14 protein-coding genes are annotated in these 13,824 nt (G+C 67.5%); 8 read left to right on the top strand and 6 right to left on the bottom strand.

Annotated elements, in window-relative coordinates; all coding sequences use genetic code 11:
* Window positions 1-3 precede the first annotated feature (3 nt).
* Entirely contained in the window at window positions 4-204 is a 201-nt protein-coding gene (gene thiS / locus V5B60_RS11020; protein ID WP_332347044.1) for a sulfur carrier protein ThiS, read from the bottom strand.
* A gap of 155 nt (window positions 205-359) precedes the next feature.
* On the opposite strand from thiS, the gene V5B60_RS11015 reads away from it, so the two are divergent.
* Window positions 360-893, top strand: coding sequence for a lipocalin family protein (locus tag V5B60_RS11015; protein WP_332347043.1), 534 nt, complete (start codon window positions 360-362; stop codon window positions 891-893).
* A gap of 142 nt (window positions 894-1,035) precedes the next feature.
* On the opposite strand, the gene V5B60_RS11010 is transcribed toward V5B60_RS11015, so the two are convergent.
* Window positions 1,036-3,324, bottom strand: a complete 2,289-nt coding sequence (locus V5B60_RS11010) for an SUMF1/EgtB/PvdO family nonheme iron enzyme (RefSeq protein WP_332347042.1) — start codon at window positions 3,322-3,324, stop codon at window positions 1,036-1,038.
* A 227-nt stretch (window positions 3,325-3,551) separates the two neighbouring features.
* Here V5B60_RS11010 and V5B60_RS11005 point away from each other — a divergent pair, with 227 nt between their 5' ends.
* On the top strand, window positions 3,552-3,794 hold the full coding sequence (locus V5B60_RS11005; RefSeq protein WP_332347041.1) for a hypothetical protein: 243 nt from the start codon (window positions 3,552-3,554) through the stop codon (window positions 3,792-3,794).
* 54 nt (window positions 3,795-3,848) lie between these two features.
* Here the strand turns inward: V5B60_RS11005 and V5B60_RS11000 are convergent, their stop codons facing one another.
* Entirely contained in the window at window positions 3,849-5,000 is a 1,152-nt protein-coding gene (locus V5B60_RS11000) for an aminotransferase class V-fold PLP-dependent enzyme (RefSeq protein ID WP_332347040.1), read from the bottom strand.
* A gap of 193 nt (window positions 5,001-5,193) precedes the next feature.
* Here V5B60_RS11000 and V5B60_RS10995 point away from each other — a divergent pair, with 193 nt between their 5' ends.
* Window positions 5,194-6,150 carry a DUF808 domain-containing protein gene (locus tag V5B60_RS10995; RefSeq protein ID WP_332347039.1) on the top strand — a complete coding sequence of 319 codons (957 nt, stop codon included), beginning with the start codon at window positions 5,194-5,196 and terminating at the stop codon, window positions 6,148-6,150.
* Window positions 6,151-6,164: 14 nt separating this feature from the next.
* On the opposite strand, the gene V5B60_RS10990 is transcribed toward V5B60_RS10995, so the two are convergent.
* Complete coding sequence (locus V5B60_RS10990) at window positions 6,165-6,743, bottom strand: peroxidase-related enzyme (RefSeq protein WP_332347038.1); 579 nt, start codon at window positions 6,741-6,743, stop codon at window positions 6,165-6,167.
* Window positions 6,744-7,052: 309 nt separating this feature from the next.
* Between V5B60_RS10990 and V5B60_RS10985 the strand changes: the two genes are divergently transcribed.
* Window positions 7,053-8,525 carry a patatin-like phospholipase family protein gene (locus V5B60_RS10985; RefSeq protein WP_332347037.1) on the top strand — a complete coding sequence of 491 codons (1,473 nt, stop codon included), beginning with the start codon at window positions 7,053-7,055 and terminating at the stop codon, window positions 8,523-8,525.
* Between the two features lie 151 nt (window positions 8,526-8,676).
* Here the strand turns inward: V5B60_RS10985 and V5B60_RS10980 are convergent, their stop codons facing one another.
* On the bottom strand, window positions 8,677-9,558 hold the full coding sequence (locus V5B60_RS10980; protein WP_332347036.1) for a DMT family transporter: 882 nt from the start codon (window positions 9,556-9,558) through the stop codon (window positions 8,677-8,679).
* A 456-nt stretch (window positions 9,559-10,014) separates the two neighbouring features.
* On the opposite strand from V5B60_RS10980, the gene V5B60_RS10975 reads away from it, so the two are divergent.
* The gene (locus tag V5B60_RS10975; RefSeq protein WP_332347035.1) at window positions 10,015-10,623 is read left to right on the top strand and encodes a MarC family protein; all 609 of its coding nucleotides are present in this window, start codon (window positions 10,015-10,017) and stop codon (window positions 10,621-10,623) included.
* A gap of 124 nt (window positions 10,624-10,747) precedes the next feature.
* Here V5B60_RS10975 and V5B60_RS10970 read toward each other — a convergent pair whose 3' ends face one another.
* The gene (locus V5B60_RS10970) at window positions 10,748-11,281 is read right to left on the bottom strand and encodes a DUF2062 domain-containing protein (RefSeq protein ID WP_332347034.1); all 534 of its coding nucleotides are present in this window, start codon (window positions 11,279-11,281) and stop codon (window positions 10,748-10,750) included.
* Between the two features lie 174 nt (window positions 11,282-11,455).
* Here V5B60_RS10970 and V5B60_RS10965 point away from each other — a divergent pair, with 174 nt between their 5' ends.
* From V5B60_RS10965 to V5B60_RS10955, 3 genes are all read left to right on the top strand, one after another.
* Window positions 11,456-11,713 carry a DUF2249 domain-containing protein gene (locus V5B60_RS10965; RefSeq protein ID WP_332347033.1) on the top strand — a complete coding sequence of 86 codons (258 nt, stop codon included), beginning with the start codon at window positions 11,456-11,458 and terminating at the stop codon, window positions 11,711-11,713.
* 110 nt (window positions 11,714-11,823) lie between these two features.
* The gene (locus V5B60_RS10960; RefSeq protein WP_332347032.1) at window positions 11,824-12,942 is read left to right on the top strand and encodes a hypothetical protein; all 1,119 of its coding nucleotides are present in this window, start codon (window positions 11,824-11,826) and stop codon (window positions 12,940-12,942) included.
* 135 nt (window positions 12,943-13,077) lie between these two features.
* Entirely contained in the window at window positions 13,078-13,815 is a 738-nt protein-coding gene (locus tag V5B60_RS10955) for a GGDEF domain-containing protein (protein WP_332347031.1), read from the top strand.
* Window positions 13,816-13,824: the final 9 nt, after the last annotated feature.

Genomic DNA, 13,824 nt, shown 5'->3' with positions numbered 1-13,824 from the left:
GGTTCAGCCGCCACCGACGGCAACCACGATCTCGATCCGGTCACCATCGACCAGCGCGGTTTCGCCGTGCAGGCCACGCGGAACGATCTCACCGTTGCGTTCGACAGCGATCCGCTTGCCGCCGTGCCCGAGGGCAACGATGAGTTCGGCGACCGTCAGCGACGAGGGAAAGCGGCGCCTATCGCCGTTGATCAGAAGTTCCATGGGGGGTGAATTCTAGCACGCCACCGCGCGGCAGGGCCGCTGGCGCCACGATCCCCAGGGTCGGTCCGGGCGGTCGGGCAGCGCACAGCGCAGATCCGGCCGAACCATCGCAGGGGTTCGCTGTCCAGGATGCATCATCCATCACGCTAGACTTCATGAACCTCCTGCGCCCCCTGCTTCTTTGCTGCGGACTGCTGCTCGGCGGCTGCACCGGCATCCCGGACGGCATCGAGCCGGTCAGAAACTTCCAGCTCGATCGCTACCTCGGCAAGTGGTACGAGATTGCCCGCCTCGACCATTCCTTCGAGCATGGGCTGAGCGACGTTTCGGCACGCTATCGACTGCTGCCGGACGGCAGCATCGAGGTGCTCAATCGCGGCTACAGCGCGCAACAGCAAGGCTGGAAGGAAGCGATCGGCAAAGCGTTGCCACTTGGCGATAGCGGCACCGGATCTCTCAAGGTCTCCTTCTTCGGCCGCTTCTATGGCGGCTACCACATTGCCGCGCTCGATGAGCGCGATTACCGCTGGTCGCTGGTAGTCGGGCCGAGCCGCGACTATCTGTGGATCCTGTCGCGCGAGCGCGAGTTGCCACCAAGACTCCGGCAGTTGCTCGTCGACAAGGCCAGCGCGCTCGGTTTCGACACCAGTCGCCTGATCTGGGTTACCCAGGAGCGCCCGGACGCCTGACTGTGACGAAATCATCACGAGCATGCAGGGATGCCCGGCGCGGGCGCGCGGGCCAAGCGGCGAATCGGTCGTAGCGTCGAATGATTCACAACCTACGGGCGAAGCGTAGCCGGCGCAGGCGGGGCGGCGCGCTGCCGCCGCGCTAGGCAGCCTCGAACGGCTGCGCGAGAACGATCCGGAAACCGATGTCGCCGTCGCGCTCGTCGGGCGGAAAGGCCTCCCGCCTGCCACAGCGCAGATCGCCCGGGAAGTCGAGCCACGATCCGCCACGCAAGGCGCGCGGCTCATTGCCACCAACCTGCACGTTGCCCGGCACATGATATTCGTTGAGACACCATTCCCAGACGTTGCCGGCCAGATCGTAGACACCAGCGGCGGCCCCCAGCGGATACATGCCGACGGCAACGGTGCGGCCGACACCGCTCTCGTGGCTGTTGGCGAGCGCCGGCCGCCAGTCGTCCCCCCACGGGTAGCAGCGACGACTGGCGCCGCCCTGCGCAATCCACTGCCACTCCCACTCCGTCGGCAGACGCACCACCTGCCCCCCCACGAGGCCCCAGCGTGCGCTGAGCCAGCGACAGAAGGCGACCGCATCAGCCCAGCAGACGTTGATCGCCGGGTAGTTGTTGCCAGCCCACCGCGCCTCGCCGGGCTGCTTGCGTTGGACCAGCCGCCGCCACCAGCGCCGGTCACGGTAGCCATCGCTGGCGGTGACAAAGGCGCCGTACTGCTGCCAGGTGACCGGATAGCGCGCCACACGCAGGGGCTCGACGACGAAGTGGCGCTGCGCCGGCCCTTCGATCTCGACCTCGCCGGCAGCGACATCGACCCAGGCGATATCCGGCAGGCCATCGGCCGCGAGCCCGACACCGCGCCGCGGATCACCCATCTGGTTTAGACGCAGACCGATTTCCTCACGGCGTTCATGGGTCGTGCCGTCGATCGCCAGTTCGTCGATGAGGATCAGCGGCTCCGGCCGCAGGAAACTGTGCAGGTAGCTCTCCATGCCAGCGGCGAGCCCACGCCAGGCGACTATACCGGCATCGCTGAAGTCGGCGTCGGATGGCGGCGGCGGACGATGGGCAAGCTCGTGCAATGCCAGCAAGGCGGGTCGCTGCTGTTCCCAGCGCCAACGCCCGGCGCTTCCCTCGCTGCCGCCTGCAGCCTGCTGCCAGGCGCCCTGCTCGCCGCCACGGCGCCAGTCGCGTGCCGCCTGTTTGGCCTGCCGACGCAACACCAGGCTGTCGCGATGATGCGCACACCACTGGCGCAGGCGCGGCCAGTGACTGAGCAGCATCTCATGCGCCAGCTCGATGTGGCGTTCATCGTTATCGACGATGAAACCCTGCCGGCGCAGAAGCTCGACCAGGCGTGCCAGCGGCTGATCGCTGCGCAGGGTCGCAATGTCCAAGATGCGGCGGGTCGGCAACTGGTCGATCACCGTCGCCAGCTCGGTGAACAGCCGCGAGCACGCCGCATCCAGTTCGGGGTCGTCCGCGATCAGTCTCTCGATGTCGGCGGCGACACTGCCGACGGCGCTCGCCAGGCCGCCGATGCGCTGATAGGCCTCCAGGGTCAGGCCCTTTTCCGGGTGGCGCTGCTCGTAGAGCCGCTCCAGGGTCAGCGAGATCAGTGGCAGCGCCCCGCGGGCAGCGGTCGCCGCCGGCAGCAGGGTGGCCAGCAGATCCGGCTGCACCGGCACACCCAGCGCGGCCGCCGGTCCCGTGATGATCTCGCGCAGCGCCGCCTCGTCGGTGATCGGGCCGAGGACGAGCAGCGAGGCGCGCAGCAGATCCTCGCCGAGCCACTCCAGCAGACGGGCCGTGAACTCGCTGCGCAGGGTCAGCACGATGTGCAGCGTGTCGATGCCGAGCAGCGAATCGAGGAGGACGCGAAAACGGCGCGCACTTGCCGGAGGAGTGCAGCTGAAAAGTTCCTCGAACTGGTCGAGCAGCAACAGCGCGGGCAGCGACATCTGCCGCAACGACGTCGTGATCGCCGTCGCCAGGCGCTCCTCGCAGGCTGCCAGCGGCTCCTGTTCGAACAGCGCGGCGCGCAGGTCGGCGCGTGCCGCCAGTGGCCCCGATCGCAGGAGCACTTCCCCCAGCTGCCGGAACGGGCTCGACTGCGGCTCGCACGGCAGGTAAGCGAGCCCACTGGGCCGCTCGGCCAGCCTGGCGGCGACACCGGCGGCGACGAGCGAGGACTTGCCGGTTCCCGAGCTGCCGACGATACTGACCAGGCGACTCGCGGCCAAGCGGGCGAGCACGCGCTCGATGTCGCGCTCGCGACCAAAGAAGAAGCGCTGCCCGGCAGGTCTGAAAGCGGCCAGGCCGGGATAGGGATTGACGACACCCGGCCCGGCAGGTGCGCCAGGTTCTGAATGCCCCGTGCCGGCCTTGCCGCCCAGCGTCTTCCGGCTGGCGTTCATCGATCCAGCCTCGGCTGGCGGCGCTGCGAATCGATTGCCTGCTGACCAATCATCTCGTTCCGCCTGCTGCTCGACCACTCCGTCTCCATTATACGGAGCGCGAACAGGCTTGGCCAGCGCGCACGACCCGCGGCCGGGCATGGTCAGGCAGCCCGTCGACACCGGCCGCGCAGCAAATGTGGAATATGTCCTTCGGCGCGCTTGCAGAGCGTCGCTAGAATCGCCGCATGTCGAGAGAGATCCCACCCGCAACGCCTGAAATCAACCGCCTGCGCGCCGCGGCGGCACTCATCCCGATCATCGAGGCAGGCCTCGCGGTATCCCGGTTCACGGCCGAAAGAGCGGCGCTGATGGCATCCTTCTGCGAATGGACGACGCAGAAGCCCTACGACGATCCCGAAGCAATCCGCCTGGCGGAAAGAGTCCGCCACGGGTTGCAACGCATCAAGCTGCCGATCGCTGCGCCCTGAACACGAGCGTCGGTATCCGCCGATCGCCGGCAATGCCTCGCATGCGACGAGCACTCAAGCCGCTTCGGCCGGATCCGGGCGAGTCAGAAGTGCCAGCGCATCGGCCAGGTTGCGCACCGTGCGGTCAGGGTTGTGCAGCTTCTCGAGACCGAAGAGACCGATCCGGAAACTGCTGAAATCGGCTGGCTCGTCGCACTGCAACGGCACGCCGGCGGCGGTCTGCAGACCGATGGCGACGAACCGGCGGCCGGACTGGATGTCGGGATCATCCGTGTAGCTGACGACCACTCCCGGCGCCTGGAAACCCTCGGCAGCAACGCTCGCGAAGCCCTTGCCGACAAGCAGCGCGCGCACGCGCAGGCCAACCTCCTGTTGCTCCTGGCGGACACGCTCGAAACCGTAGTTCTCGGTCTCGCGCATGACGTCGCGCAGCGCCGCCAGGGCGTCAGTCGGCATGGTGGCGTGGTAGGCGTGTCCGCCGTTCTCGTAGGTCTCCATGATCTGCATCCACTTCTTCAGGTCGCAGGCGAAGCTGCTGCTGCTCGTCGCGTCGATGCGGGCGCGTGCACGCTCGCCAAGCACGACCAGCGCGCAACAGGGAATCCCGGTCCAGCCCTTTTGCGGCGCGCTGATCAGGACATCGACATGGTGCGCGACCATGTCCACCCAGATTGCGCCGGAAGCCACGCAGTCGAGCACGAACAAGCCGTCGACGGAACGGACCGCCTCACCGACCGCACGCAGGTAGTCGCTCGGCAGGATCATGCCCGATGCGGTTTCGACATGCGGCGCGAAAACGAGGTCCGGCTTCTCTTCCAGGATGCGCGCCACCACCTCGTCGATCGGCGGGGGAACGAAGGGCGAGTGCCTCTCGTCGCCGACCCGCCGCGCCTTGAGGACGATGCTCGCCGACGGGATCTGCCCCATGTCGAGAATCTGTGTCCAGCGGAAGCTGAACCAACCGTTGCGGATGATCAGGCACTTGCGGCCGCTCGCGAACTGGCGCGCGACGGCTTCCATGCCGAAGGTTCCGCTGCCGGGCACGACGATGGCCGTCGTGCCGTTGTAAACCGTCTTGAGAATGCGCGCGATATCGCGCATGACTCCCTGAAAGCGCTGCGACATGTGGTTGAGGGAGCGATCGGTATAGACCACCGAATACTCGAGCAGACCCTCTGGATCGGGTTGGGGCAGCAGTGCAGGCACGATTGTCTCCAGTTCTCTGGTTGGGTTTGTTGATTGCGGCTGACGACGGAGCGCGAGCATAACGCCAAGTCCGCCCCCGGCGCTAGTCGGCGCCCTGCCTCCCGGGGCCATCGCAAATCCTTTAGAATTCGCCGATCGAGCCGCGCCGCTGCCAGCGGTGCTGCGCACCGCACCCAACAGACCGGAAACGCCCATGGCCGGAGCCAGCCTGCTCGCCCTGATCGATGACATCGCCACCGTCCTCGACGATGTCGCCCTGATGACCAAAGTGGCAGCAAAGAAGACCGCCGGTGTCCTCGGCGACGACTTGGCGCTGAACGCGCAACAGGTGTCCGGCGTGCGCGCCGAGCGCGAACTGCCGGTCGTCTGGGCGGTTGCCGTCGGTTCCCTGAAGAACAAGCTGATCCTGGTGCCTGCTGCCCTGGCGATCAGCCGCTTCATGCCGTGGGCGGTGACCCCGCTGCTCATGCTGGGCGGCATCTACCTGTGCCTTGAAGGGGTCGAGAAACTCGCGCACAAGTGGTTGCACCCGGCGCCACACGGCGATGCTGACGCGGCCGAACTGGCAGCCCTCGCCGGCGGCGACGCCGACCTGCGGGCCCTCGAGGCCGACAGGATCAGGGGCGCCATTCGCACGGACTTCGTGCTTTCGGCCGAAATCGTCGTCATCGCCCTCGGCACGGTCGCCGGACAGCCGTTCACGATGCAGGTGGTCGTGCTATGCGGCATCGGTCTGCTGATGACCGTCGGTGTCTATGGCCTCGTCGCCGGTATCGTCAAACTCGATGACCTCGGCTGCCACCTGCTCAAGCGACCCGGCGTGCTGGCGCAAACGATCGGCAACGGCCTGTTGCTGGCGGCGCCGCGACTGATGCGCGCACTGACGGTGATCGGGACGGCGGCGATGTTTCTCGTCGGCGGCGGCATCCTGACGCACGGCATCGCGTCGCTGCATCACGCCATCGAGCATGCGGCGGCGCTGGCGGGCGAAGTCGCGCTGGCAGGCGGCGCACTCAAGCTGCTGACCTCGGCCCTGCTCGACGCCCTCGTCGGCATCTTCGCCGGCGGCCTGGCATTGCTCGGCCTGAAGACCATCGCCGCGGCGCGGCGAGCGCTCGGCGCTGCCGGCCGGACGCCGCCGAGCGCCTGAACCCGCCCGGCCGGCTAGCTCTTGGGCAGCCGACCCATGAGGAAGAACTCCTCGTTCGGCCGCATCGACGTCATGTTGGCCAATCGGTTCGACATCGCGAAGAAGGCGGCGACCGCACCGATGTCCCAGATGTCCGGGTCGGCGAAACCGTGCTCGCGCAGCGCTGCGAAATCGGCATCGCCGATTTCAGCCGAATGCAAAGCCACTTTCAGGGCGAAGGTGAGCATCGCCCGCTGCCGCGGCGTGATGTCCGCCTTGCGGTAATTCACCGCCACTTGGTCGGCCAGCAACGGATTGCGCGCACGCACGCGCAGGATCGCTCCGTGCGCGACGACACAGTACTGGCACTGGTTGGCACCGCTGGTCGCCACGACGATCATCTCGCGCTCGGCCTTGCTGAGCCCGCTCTCCTTCTCCATCAGCGCGTCGTGGTAAGCGAAGAAAGCGCGGAACTCATCGGGGCGGTGGGCCAGCGTGAGGAAGACGTTGGGAACGAAACCGGCCTTCTCCTGGACCTCCAGGATGCGGTTGCGCACATCCGCGGGCAATTCGTCGAGCGCGGGAACGGGGAAGCGACTGATCGGTGATTGCATGGCCATCTCCATGGTGGTCGGGTGATGCGATCGCGACATGATACACAATGGCCGCGACCGGCAGAGCAAGCGCCGACCGGGACCCCGCTGTCCGCCTCTCCTCGCCGTCCCGCAGGCGACGCCCGATGCCCGGTGACGGCTGGTGGCGACCGCTCGCGCGCGACATCGCGACATCGCGACATCGGATCCTTCGCCTCCGCGACCAGCTGCGCCGGCAAGCGCGGGGCCACGGCCTGTCGGAAAATCGTGTCGCGGCGGCTGCGGAACGGGTTAGACTGCAGTCTTCCTGCAGACTGCCGAGCCGAACCGATGACTCCATCACCGCTGCGATCCCTTGTCCTGCTTCTACTGCTCCTTTTCCTCGGCGGCTGTGCCAGCCGCCCGGTGAATCCGCCTCTTGCCGAGGCCGACCCGCATGCTGGGTACCGTTTCCAGGTGCGCCACGCACAGCAGGCCAAGGGAAAGGAAAACCTGGTCATTCTCGCCTTCTCCGGAGGAGGCACGCGCGCGGCGGCATTTTCCTACGGCGCTCTCGAGTTCCTTCGGCGTACGGAAGTGGTGGGACAGCAGGGCCAGACCGTCCGCCTGCTCGATACCGTCGACATCATCACCGGCGTCTCCGGCGGCAGCTTCACCGCACTTGCCTATGGCCTCTACGGCGACCGCCTGTTCGCCGAGTACGAACAACGCTTTCTCAAGCGCGACGTGCAGGGCGAGATCATCGCGCGTGTCCTGAGCCCGAAGAACTGGGGCGCCCTCTGGTCGCTGGGCTGGGGTCGTTCGGAGCTGGCAGCGGAGCTGTACGACGAGATCCTGTTCCAGGGAGCCACCTTCGGCGATCTGGACCGTGGCCGCGGACCGCTGATCCTCGCGTCAGCGACCGACATCTCGACGGGTGCCCGTTTCGTCTTCAACCAGAACACCTTTGACGTCATCTGCTCGGAGCTCAATGCCGTGCGCCTGTCGCGCGCCGCCGCCGCGTCCTCGGCGGTACCGGTGGTTCTCTCACCGGTGACGATCAACAACTACGGTGGCACCTGCCGGACGCAACTGCCCCCCTGGGTGAAGGTCTTCACCGATGCCGCAGAGCCACCACGCCCGGCAGCACGGGCGATCCGTTCGCTGCGCGACCTGCAGGGCTTTGGTGACGGCGCCCACCGGCCCTTCCTGCATCTGGTCGACGGCGGCGTCTCGGACAACGTTGGTATGCGCGCGGTGCTCGACGCGCTCGAAATCTCGCAAGCGCTGCACGAGGCCGGCGCGCCCACTCCGCTCGACGGCATCCGCCGTGTCATCGTCTTCATCGTCAATTCCCTCTCCTCGCCGCCGACCGACTGGGACGAATCGGAGAGCCCGCCGGGCCCCGTCAGCATCCTGCTGAAGTCGGCTGGAGTGCCGATCGACCGCTACTCCTATGAAGCGGTCGAGCTGCTGCGGGACATGGCGGCGCGCTGGAAGACCCTGCGCCTGATCGGCCAGTCGTCGGCAATGGCCGCCAACAGGGATCCCGCGGTAGCCGCAGCGCTGCGCGTTCCGGAGGCCGAAATCTATGCCATCGACGTCTCGTTTGGCGAGCTGCACGACCCGGATGAGGTGGCTTACCTCAACGCCCAGCCGACTTCCTTCGTGCTGCCCGACGAGGCCGTCGATCGTCTGCGCGCGGCGGCGGGACGAATCATCATGGACTCGCCGGAATTCCAGCGCCTGCTGCGCGACGTGGACGCGCGCATCGTCGCCGACCCGCAACGGCCGCAGGCATCGACGGCTGGGCGCACGCCGTAGGACGGACGGGCAGCAAGGCCGCCATTCCCGGCGGGGCGGACGAGCGTGCGCCGCCGCCGACCCTGTCCGTCGTGCCAGCCGTCCGCCGTCCGGATACCCCGTGGCCCGGTTCGGAGTCGGTAGCGTCTGCCGCACCGCGGCACCGGCGGTCCTATGCCGGGCGACGCGAAGGCCAGCGCAGCACCCCCGTTGCCAGGGCCGTCCCGAGCACGACGATGGCGCCACCGAGAAGCATCCCCGCGTCGAGGCGCTCAGCAAGGAAGATGCCGCCCCAAATGATGCCGAAAAGCGGGATGAGGAAGGTCACGGTCACTGCGCGCGCAGCGCCGACGTTGGCGATCAGGCGAAAGAAGATGAGAAAGGCGAAAGCGGTACAGCCCACGCCGAGCGCGATTGCCGCCGCCCATGCCAGGCAGCCGGGCGATTTGGCCGGCCAGAACCAGAACGCGAGGGGCGTCAGGACGATCGCGGCGATCATCTGCGACCCGGCGGCACTGACCAGCGCCGGCACCTCGCCGAGAAGCCGTCGCGTCAGATGGGCGGCAAGGCCATACGACAGGGTGGCCAGCAACATGGTGATGATCGCCCATCCGCTGCCGCCGGGCTTGAAGTCGGCCTGACCGGCGGCGAGCACGAGAACGCCGACGAAACCGACGACGAGACCGGCAGCGCGCGCCGCGCCGAGGCGTTCGCGCAGCCAGAGGGCGCCGATCAGCGCGGTGAAGATCGGCACCGTCGCATTGAGAATCGACGCCAGACCGGCGGTGATCGACAGCATCGCCCAGGCAATCAGCGTAAAGGGCAGCGCCGAGCTGAAGACACCGACGACGACGATGCCGAAGGCGTGCTCGCGCAGAGCCCCGACCTGCCGCCGCAGCAGCAGCAAGGGCGCCAGGCAGGCCGCCGCCACCGCAACCCGCATCCAGATCAGCGGCAGCGGGCCGAAGGCCGGAGCGGCGTAGCGCATGAACAGGAAGGAGCCGCCCCAGAGAGCGGCCAGCAGGACCAGGTCACACAGGTCGCGCATGCGCATCAGTTCGCTCTCTCCACAGGCATCCGCTGAGCTTCCGGCGCCACCGACAGCAGCAATCGGACTGCCGCCAGCCGACGGTGCAGGCTGCCGGCGCTGACCTGTCGGCATGCGGGCGACGCGTTGCGGCCACAGCGCTGACACCCCGGCACGCCGTACCCCCGGGGCCAGCCCTGCGGATGAAAAAGGTGCGAGCCTACGGCATGCCGCTGCCCGCTGTCCAGGAGATTCCGCCTTGTCACCCGGATGGCAATGCCTGCTATCCTGCGCGGTGGCCGCGCCCTTCCCGGCAGGCAAGCGGTCCGACCGCTCCCGCCACGACCCGCCACGACCCGGCGCGATCGCCAGCATCTGCCGACGCAATCAATGGCCGAGCGCCGCCCGGCCGGCCAACCCGAGACGCCGCGATGCCGCGCTGCCGCCAACACGCGGCGTCACCACCAGCCAGAGTGAGAACGAATGAGCTATACCTTTGCCTCTGCCACCATCCTGCTGATCCTCATCACCGACCCGATCGGCAACATTCCCATCTTCGCCAACGCGCTGCGGCACGTGGCGCCGGCTCGGCGGCCGTGGGTCATCCTGCGCGAGGTGCTCATCGCCTTCATTCTCCTGCTGACCTTCATGTTCGTCGGCGAGGGCTTCCTGCGCCTGATGAACCTCAGTGAACTGTCTCTGCAGATCGGCGGCGGCGTAATCCTCTTCCTGATCGCGCTGCGGATGATCTTTCCGCCACCGGGCACCGACGCCAGAGACCCCGCCGGGGAGCCGTTGATCGTGCCGCTCGCCGTTCCGGCCATCGCCGGCCCGTCGGCACTGGCGACCGTCCTGCTGCTCGTGTCGCAGGCGCCCGCTCGCCGGCTGGAATGGATCGGCGCTCTGTGCATCACGATGGCAGTCAGTGCCATCATCCTCGTCCTCGCCGAACGCATTCAACGCGTCGCCGGCGAGCGCATCGTGATCGCGCTGGAACGGCTGATGGGTCTGGTGCTGGTGGCGATGGCGATCGAGATGATGCTGCGGGGCATCAAGACATTCGCGCTGCAGATCTCGCAGACTCACCCCTGAACCTTGCCCGCGCCGGCCGCCGGCCGCCGGCCGCCGGCGCCGCGGGCAGCGGGCTTGGGGTAGCGGGAAAGCGCGGCCTGGTGTGGCGCACCGGCGGCAGGACGACGATGCCCGTTCGCTGCGCTCAGGAGGAACGCAACCGTCGCCGCCACGACCGGATCAGATACAGCCGCCAGATGGCGCGAGTGGCCAGGAAACCCAGCACCGAAAGGCTGCTGGCGAGCGCGAGCAGACCGACTGCCAGCGGCTGGGCGACGGCCAGCATCCACATCTGCATCGCTTCGGTCCAGTCAGTGAAAGCGCTGACGCTGAACGCGGGCGGCGCGACGAAACCGCCGCTGTCGCCGATCAGCAGGCGACCGATCTGGTAGGCGACGAGGTAGAGCGGCACGATGGTGAACGGGTTGGTGTAGAGCGTGACGAGCAGGGCAAGCGGCAGGTTGACGCGCAGGAGCAGCGCACTGAGCGCCGCCCCGATCATTTGCAGCGGGCCGGGAATCAGGCCGCAGAACATACCGACGGCAACCGCCCCGGCAGCCGAGTGACGGTTCAGGTGCCAAAGCCGGGGATGCAGCAGCCACGACTCGAACGGACGCAACCAGCGGTTGTTGCGGATCGACTCGTGGTCGGGAAGATACTTTCTCAGGAAACGACGCATGCCGGCATTATCGCAGGCTGCGCCCGGCGATGGTCGATCGCCCGGCGGCGATGTACCCAGCGACTTCGCTGGCGACGGTAGGCCGGATGCACTCGCTTGCCGGCCCAGATCAAAGACAGGAGCGCACTACGGGCGCAGACTGGCGGTCCATTCCCATCACCGCCGGAGACCACCATGCACGCCTGCGATCAGCCCCGTATCGATGCCAGACACGCCTTCGACGCTCGCGGTGTCGCGAAACGCTTTCGCCACGCGGCGATCTTCGGTGCTCTCGATGTTCTGGTCCCGGGAGAGACCATGCGTTTCTGCAACGACCACGACCCCCTGCCACTGCTCGCGCAGCTGCAAAGCCGCTATGGCAACGCGTTGCAGGTCAGCTACGTGCAGCGCGAACCCGGCGCCGTCGTCATCGACTTCCTGCGCACCGCCTGAGGACACCGATCGTCTGCCGTACGCGCCCGCCTGTCCCCTGCCGCACGCGCAGCCGGTGAAGCCGGCGCGGCGGACCGACGCGCGGTCAGCCGGCTGTGTGGAATGAGCGCTTGCTGATCTACCTCGGTCTCTCGGCCCTGGCGACCTTCGTCGCTGCGCTGGTGTCGCTGCTTCTCGGACAGGCATCGCTGCCAGCAGTCGCACACCTGCTGCTGGCGGCCGGAATCATGCCGCTGATCTTCGGCGCCATCACCCATTTCATACCCGTCCTGACCCGTAGCGGTGCCGCACCACGAAGCCTCCTGCTGGCGCCGATCCTCCTGCAGCTTGCCGGCGGTGTGTCCTTTCTCGGCTTCGTCGGCGAAGCGCCACCACCAGCCCTCACGGCTGCTGCCAGCAGCACGCTACTGCCGGCAGCGGCTCTCGCCGGATGGATGAACCAGCGCGCGAGGCGGGCGCTCGGCACCCCGCATCCATGTTGGCACTGGTACCTGGCAGCGGTCAGCCTGCTCGGCGTCGCGCTGCTGCTGGTCCCGGCGATGGCCTGCTGGCCACAGGCGCGCAATACACTCAGGCTGCTCCACCTGCACCTCAACGTGCTCGGCTTCGTCGGCCTGACTGCCCTCGGAACGCTGCATGTCCTGCTGCCAACGGTACTGAACACTGCCGACCCGACCGCCAGCCAGCGCTTGCGGCGACAGTTGCCCGTCGCGGTTGGCGCCGTCCTGCTGATCGCCATCGGTGCTGCCCTCTCGCTGCCCCTGGCGCTGACGGGTACCCTCCTGCTGTCAGTCGTCGTCCTCAGTCTCGGGCGCGCCATCCTGACTTGGCAAGGCTGGCGCCGGCTGCTCGACGATGGTGCGGCTGCCCCCCTTGCCGGCGCACTGGCGGGGTTTCTGCTGCTGCTTGGACTCGGAGTCGGCCACGCCGTCGGAGCGCTCGACGGCCGTGACAGCATCCTCGCCTTCATCGTCGGCTTTCTCCTGCCCCTGGTCACCGGCGCCCTCACGCACCTGCTCCCGGTCTGGCTACTGCGCGGCAAGCGGACGGCGCGTCGTGACCGGCTGCACACCGCCCTGCGCCACGGCGGCACGCAACGGGCATTGCTGTTCCTGACCGCCGGCGCTCTGCTCGGCCTCGACGTTGCGGCTGGCCTGTGGCCAGCGCTGTTGGCGCTGCTCCACTTCCTTGGAGTCGTGCTGAGGGCGCTCTGTGCAGACCGGGAGTGACTTGCCGATTGGTCAACTTTATACTTTAAAACAACACTATCGGAGATTTTTGTGAAAAAAGTCTCAAGATCTGCGAGGTGCCTCCGTTGACCGGGATATGATCCACTCGGTCGAGCACCAACCGCGGAGCGAGAGATGTTCAAGCACGATCATTTCCCTCAGATGCACTCATCACGCCAGGCATCGCGTCGGCTGCATCGTCGTCCGGCCCTGCCCGGCGATCTGCAGACGGGCCACTCGCAAGCCGCGAGCGCCGTCTTCGAAGGCGGGGTGCAACACCGGCGAGTACAGCGCGACAGGATCATGGCGACGCAGGCGACGATGCTCGCGCTGCTGGCGGCCGAGGCACGCATCGCGGATCTCGAGCGCGCCCTGAGCAGGGCCGAAGCGGCAGCGGTGACTGATACACTGACCGGCGCGCTCAATCGCCGTGGCTTCGACCAGGCGCACGAGTGTGAGGTTGCCCGCTCGCGCCGCAACGGAAGCCCGCTGGCACTCGCCCTGATCGACTTGGACGATTTCAAGCGTCTCAACGACACGCTTGGCCATCACGCCGGGGATGAGGCACTGATCCATCTCGTCCGGATCCTGCGCTCGGCATTGCGGCCATCCGACGTCATCGGCCGGTTCGGTGGTGAAGAATTCGTCGTGATGCTGCCCGACACCGGGCTCGACGAGGCAGTGAGCGCCCTCACCCGCTTTCAGCGACAGCTCGCGGGCTGCCGCGTCGCCGGCAGCGGTGTCACGCTGACCTTCAGTGCCGGCGTCGTCGTGCAGGCGTCCGGCGAATCGCTCGCGGAGTCGATCGAGCGTGCCGATGCGGCGACCTATGCCGCCAAGCGGGCGGGAAAGAACCGTGTACTGGCTGGCTGAGAGGTTGTT

Origin of the sequence: Accumulibacter sp., from assembly GCF_036625195.1 — a bacterium.
Taxonomy (GTDB): domain Bacteria; phylum Pseudomonadota; class Gammaproteobacteria; order Burkholderiales; family Rhodocyclaceae; genus Accumulibacter.
Note: the sequence above shows the minus strand (reverse complement) of the source record. Positions and strands in the feature narration are given on the sequence as shown.

What these genes read in the sequence shown, in the direction of transcription:
- V5B60_RS10955 (WP_332347031.1), top strand. Translation starts at nt 13,078, where the DNA reads ATGTTCAAGCACGATCATTTCCCTCAGATGCACTCATCACGCCAGGCA.
- V5B60_RS10990 (WP_332347038.1), bottom strand. Translation starts at nt 6,743, where the DNA reads ATGCAATCACCGATCAGTCGCTTCCCCGTTCCCGCGCTCGACGAATTG.
- V5B60_RS10975 (WP_332347035.1), top strand. Translation starts at nt 10,015, where the DNA reads ATGAGCTATACCTTTGCCTCTGCCACCATCCTGCTGATCCTCATCACC.
- V5B60_RS11015 (WP_332347043.1), top strand. Translation starts at nt 360, where the DNA reads ATGAACCTCCTGCGCCCCCTGCTTCTTTGCTGCGGACTGCTGCTCGGC.
- thiS (WP_332347044.1), bottom strand. Translation starts at nt 204, where the DNA reads ATGGAACTTCTGATCAACGGCGATAGGCGCCGCTTTCCCTCGTCGCTG.
- V5B60_RS10970 (WP_332347034.1), bottom strand. Translation starts at nt 11,281, where the DNA reads ATGCGTCGTTTCCTGAGAAAGTATCTTCCCGACCACGAGTCGATCCGC.
- V5B60_RS10980 (WP_332347036.1), bottom strand. Translation starts at nt 9,558, where the DNA reads ATGCGCATGCGCGACCTGTGTGACCTGGTCCTGCTGGCCGCTCTCTGG.
- V5B60_RS10985 (WP_332347037.1), top strand. Translation starts at nt 7,053, where the DNA reads ATGACTCCATCACCGCTGCGATCCCTTGTCCTGCTTCTACTGCTCCTT.
- V5B60_RS11005 (WP_332347041.1), top strand. Translation starts at nt 3,552, where the DNA reads ATGTCGAGAGAGATCCCACCCGCAACGCCTGAAATCAACCGCCTGCGC.
- V5B60_RS10995 (WP_332347039.1), top strand. Translation starts at nt 5,194, where the DNA reads ATGGCCGGAGCCAGCCTGCTCGCCCTGATCGATGACATCGCCACCGTC.
- V5B60_RS10965 (WP_332347033.1), top strand. Translation starts at nt 11,456, where the DNA reads ATGCACGCCTGCGATCAGCCCCGTATCGATGCCAGACACGCCTTCGAC.
- V5B60_RS11010 (WP_332347042.1), bottom strand. Translation starts at nt 3,324, where the DNA reads ATGAACGCCAGCCGGAAGACGCTGGGCGGCAAGGCCGGCACGGGGCAT.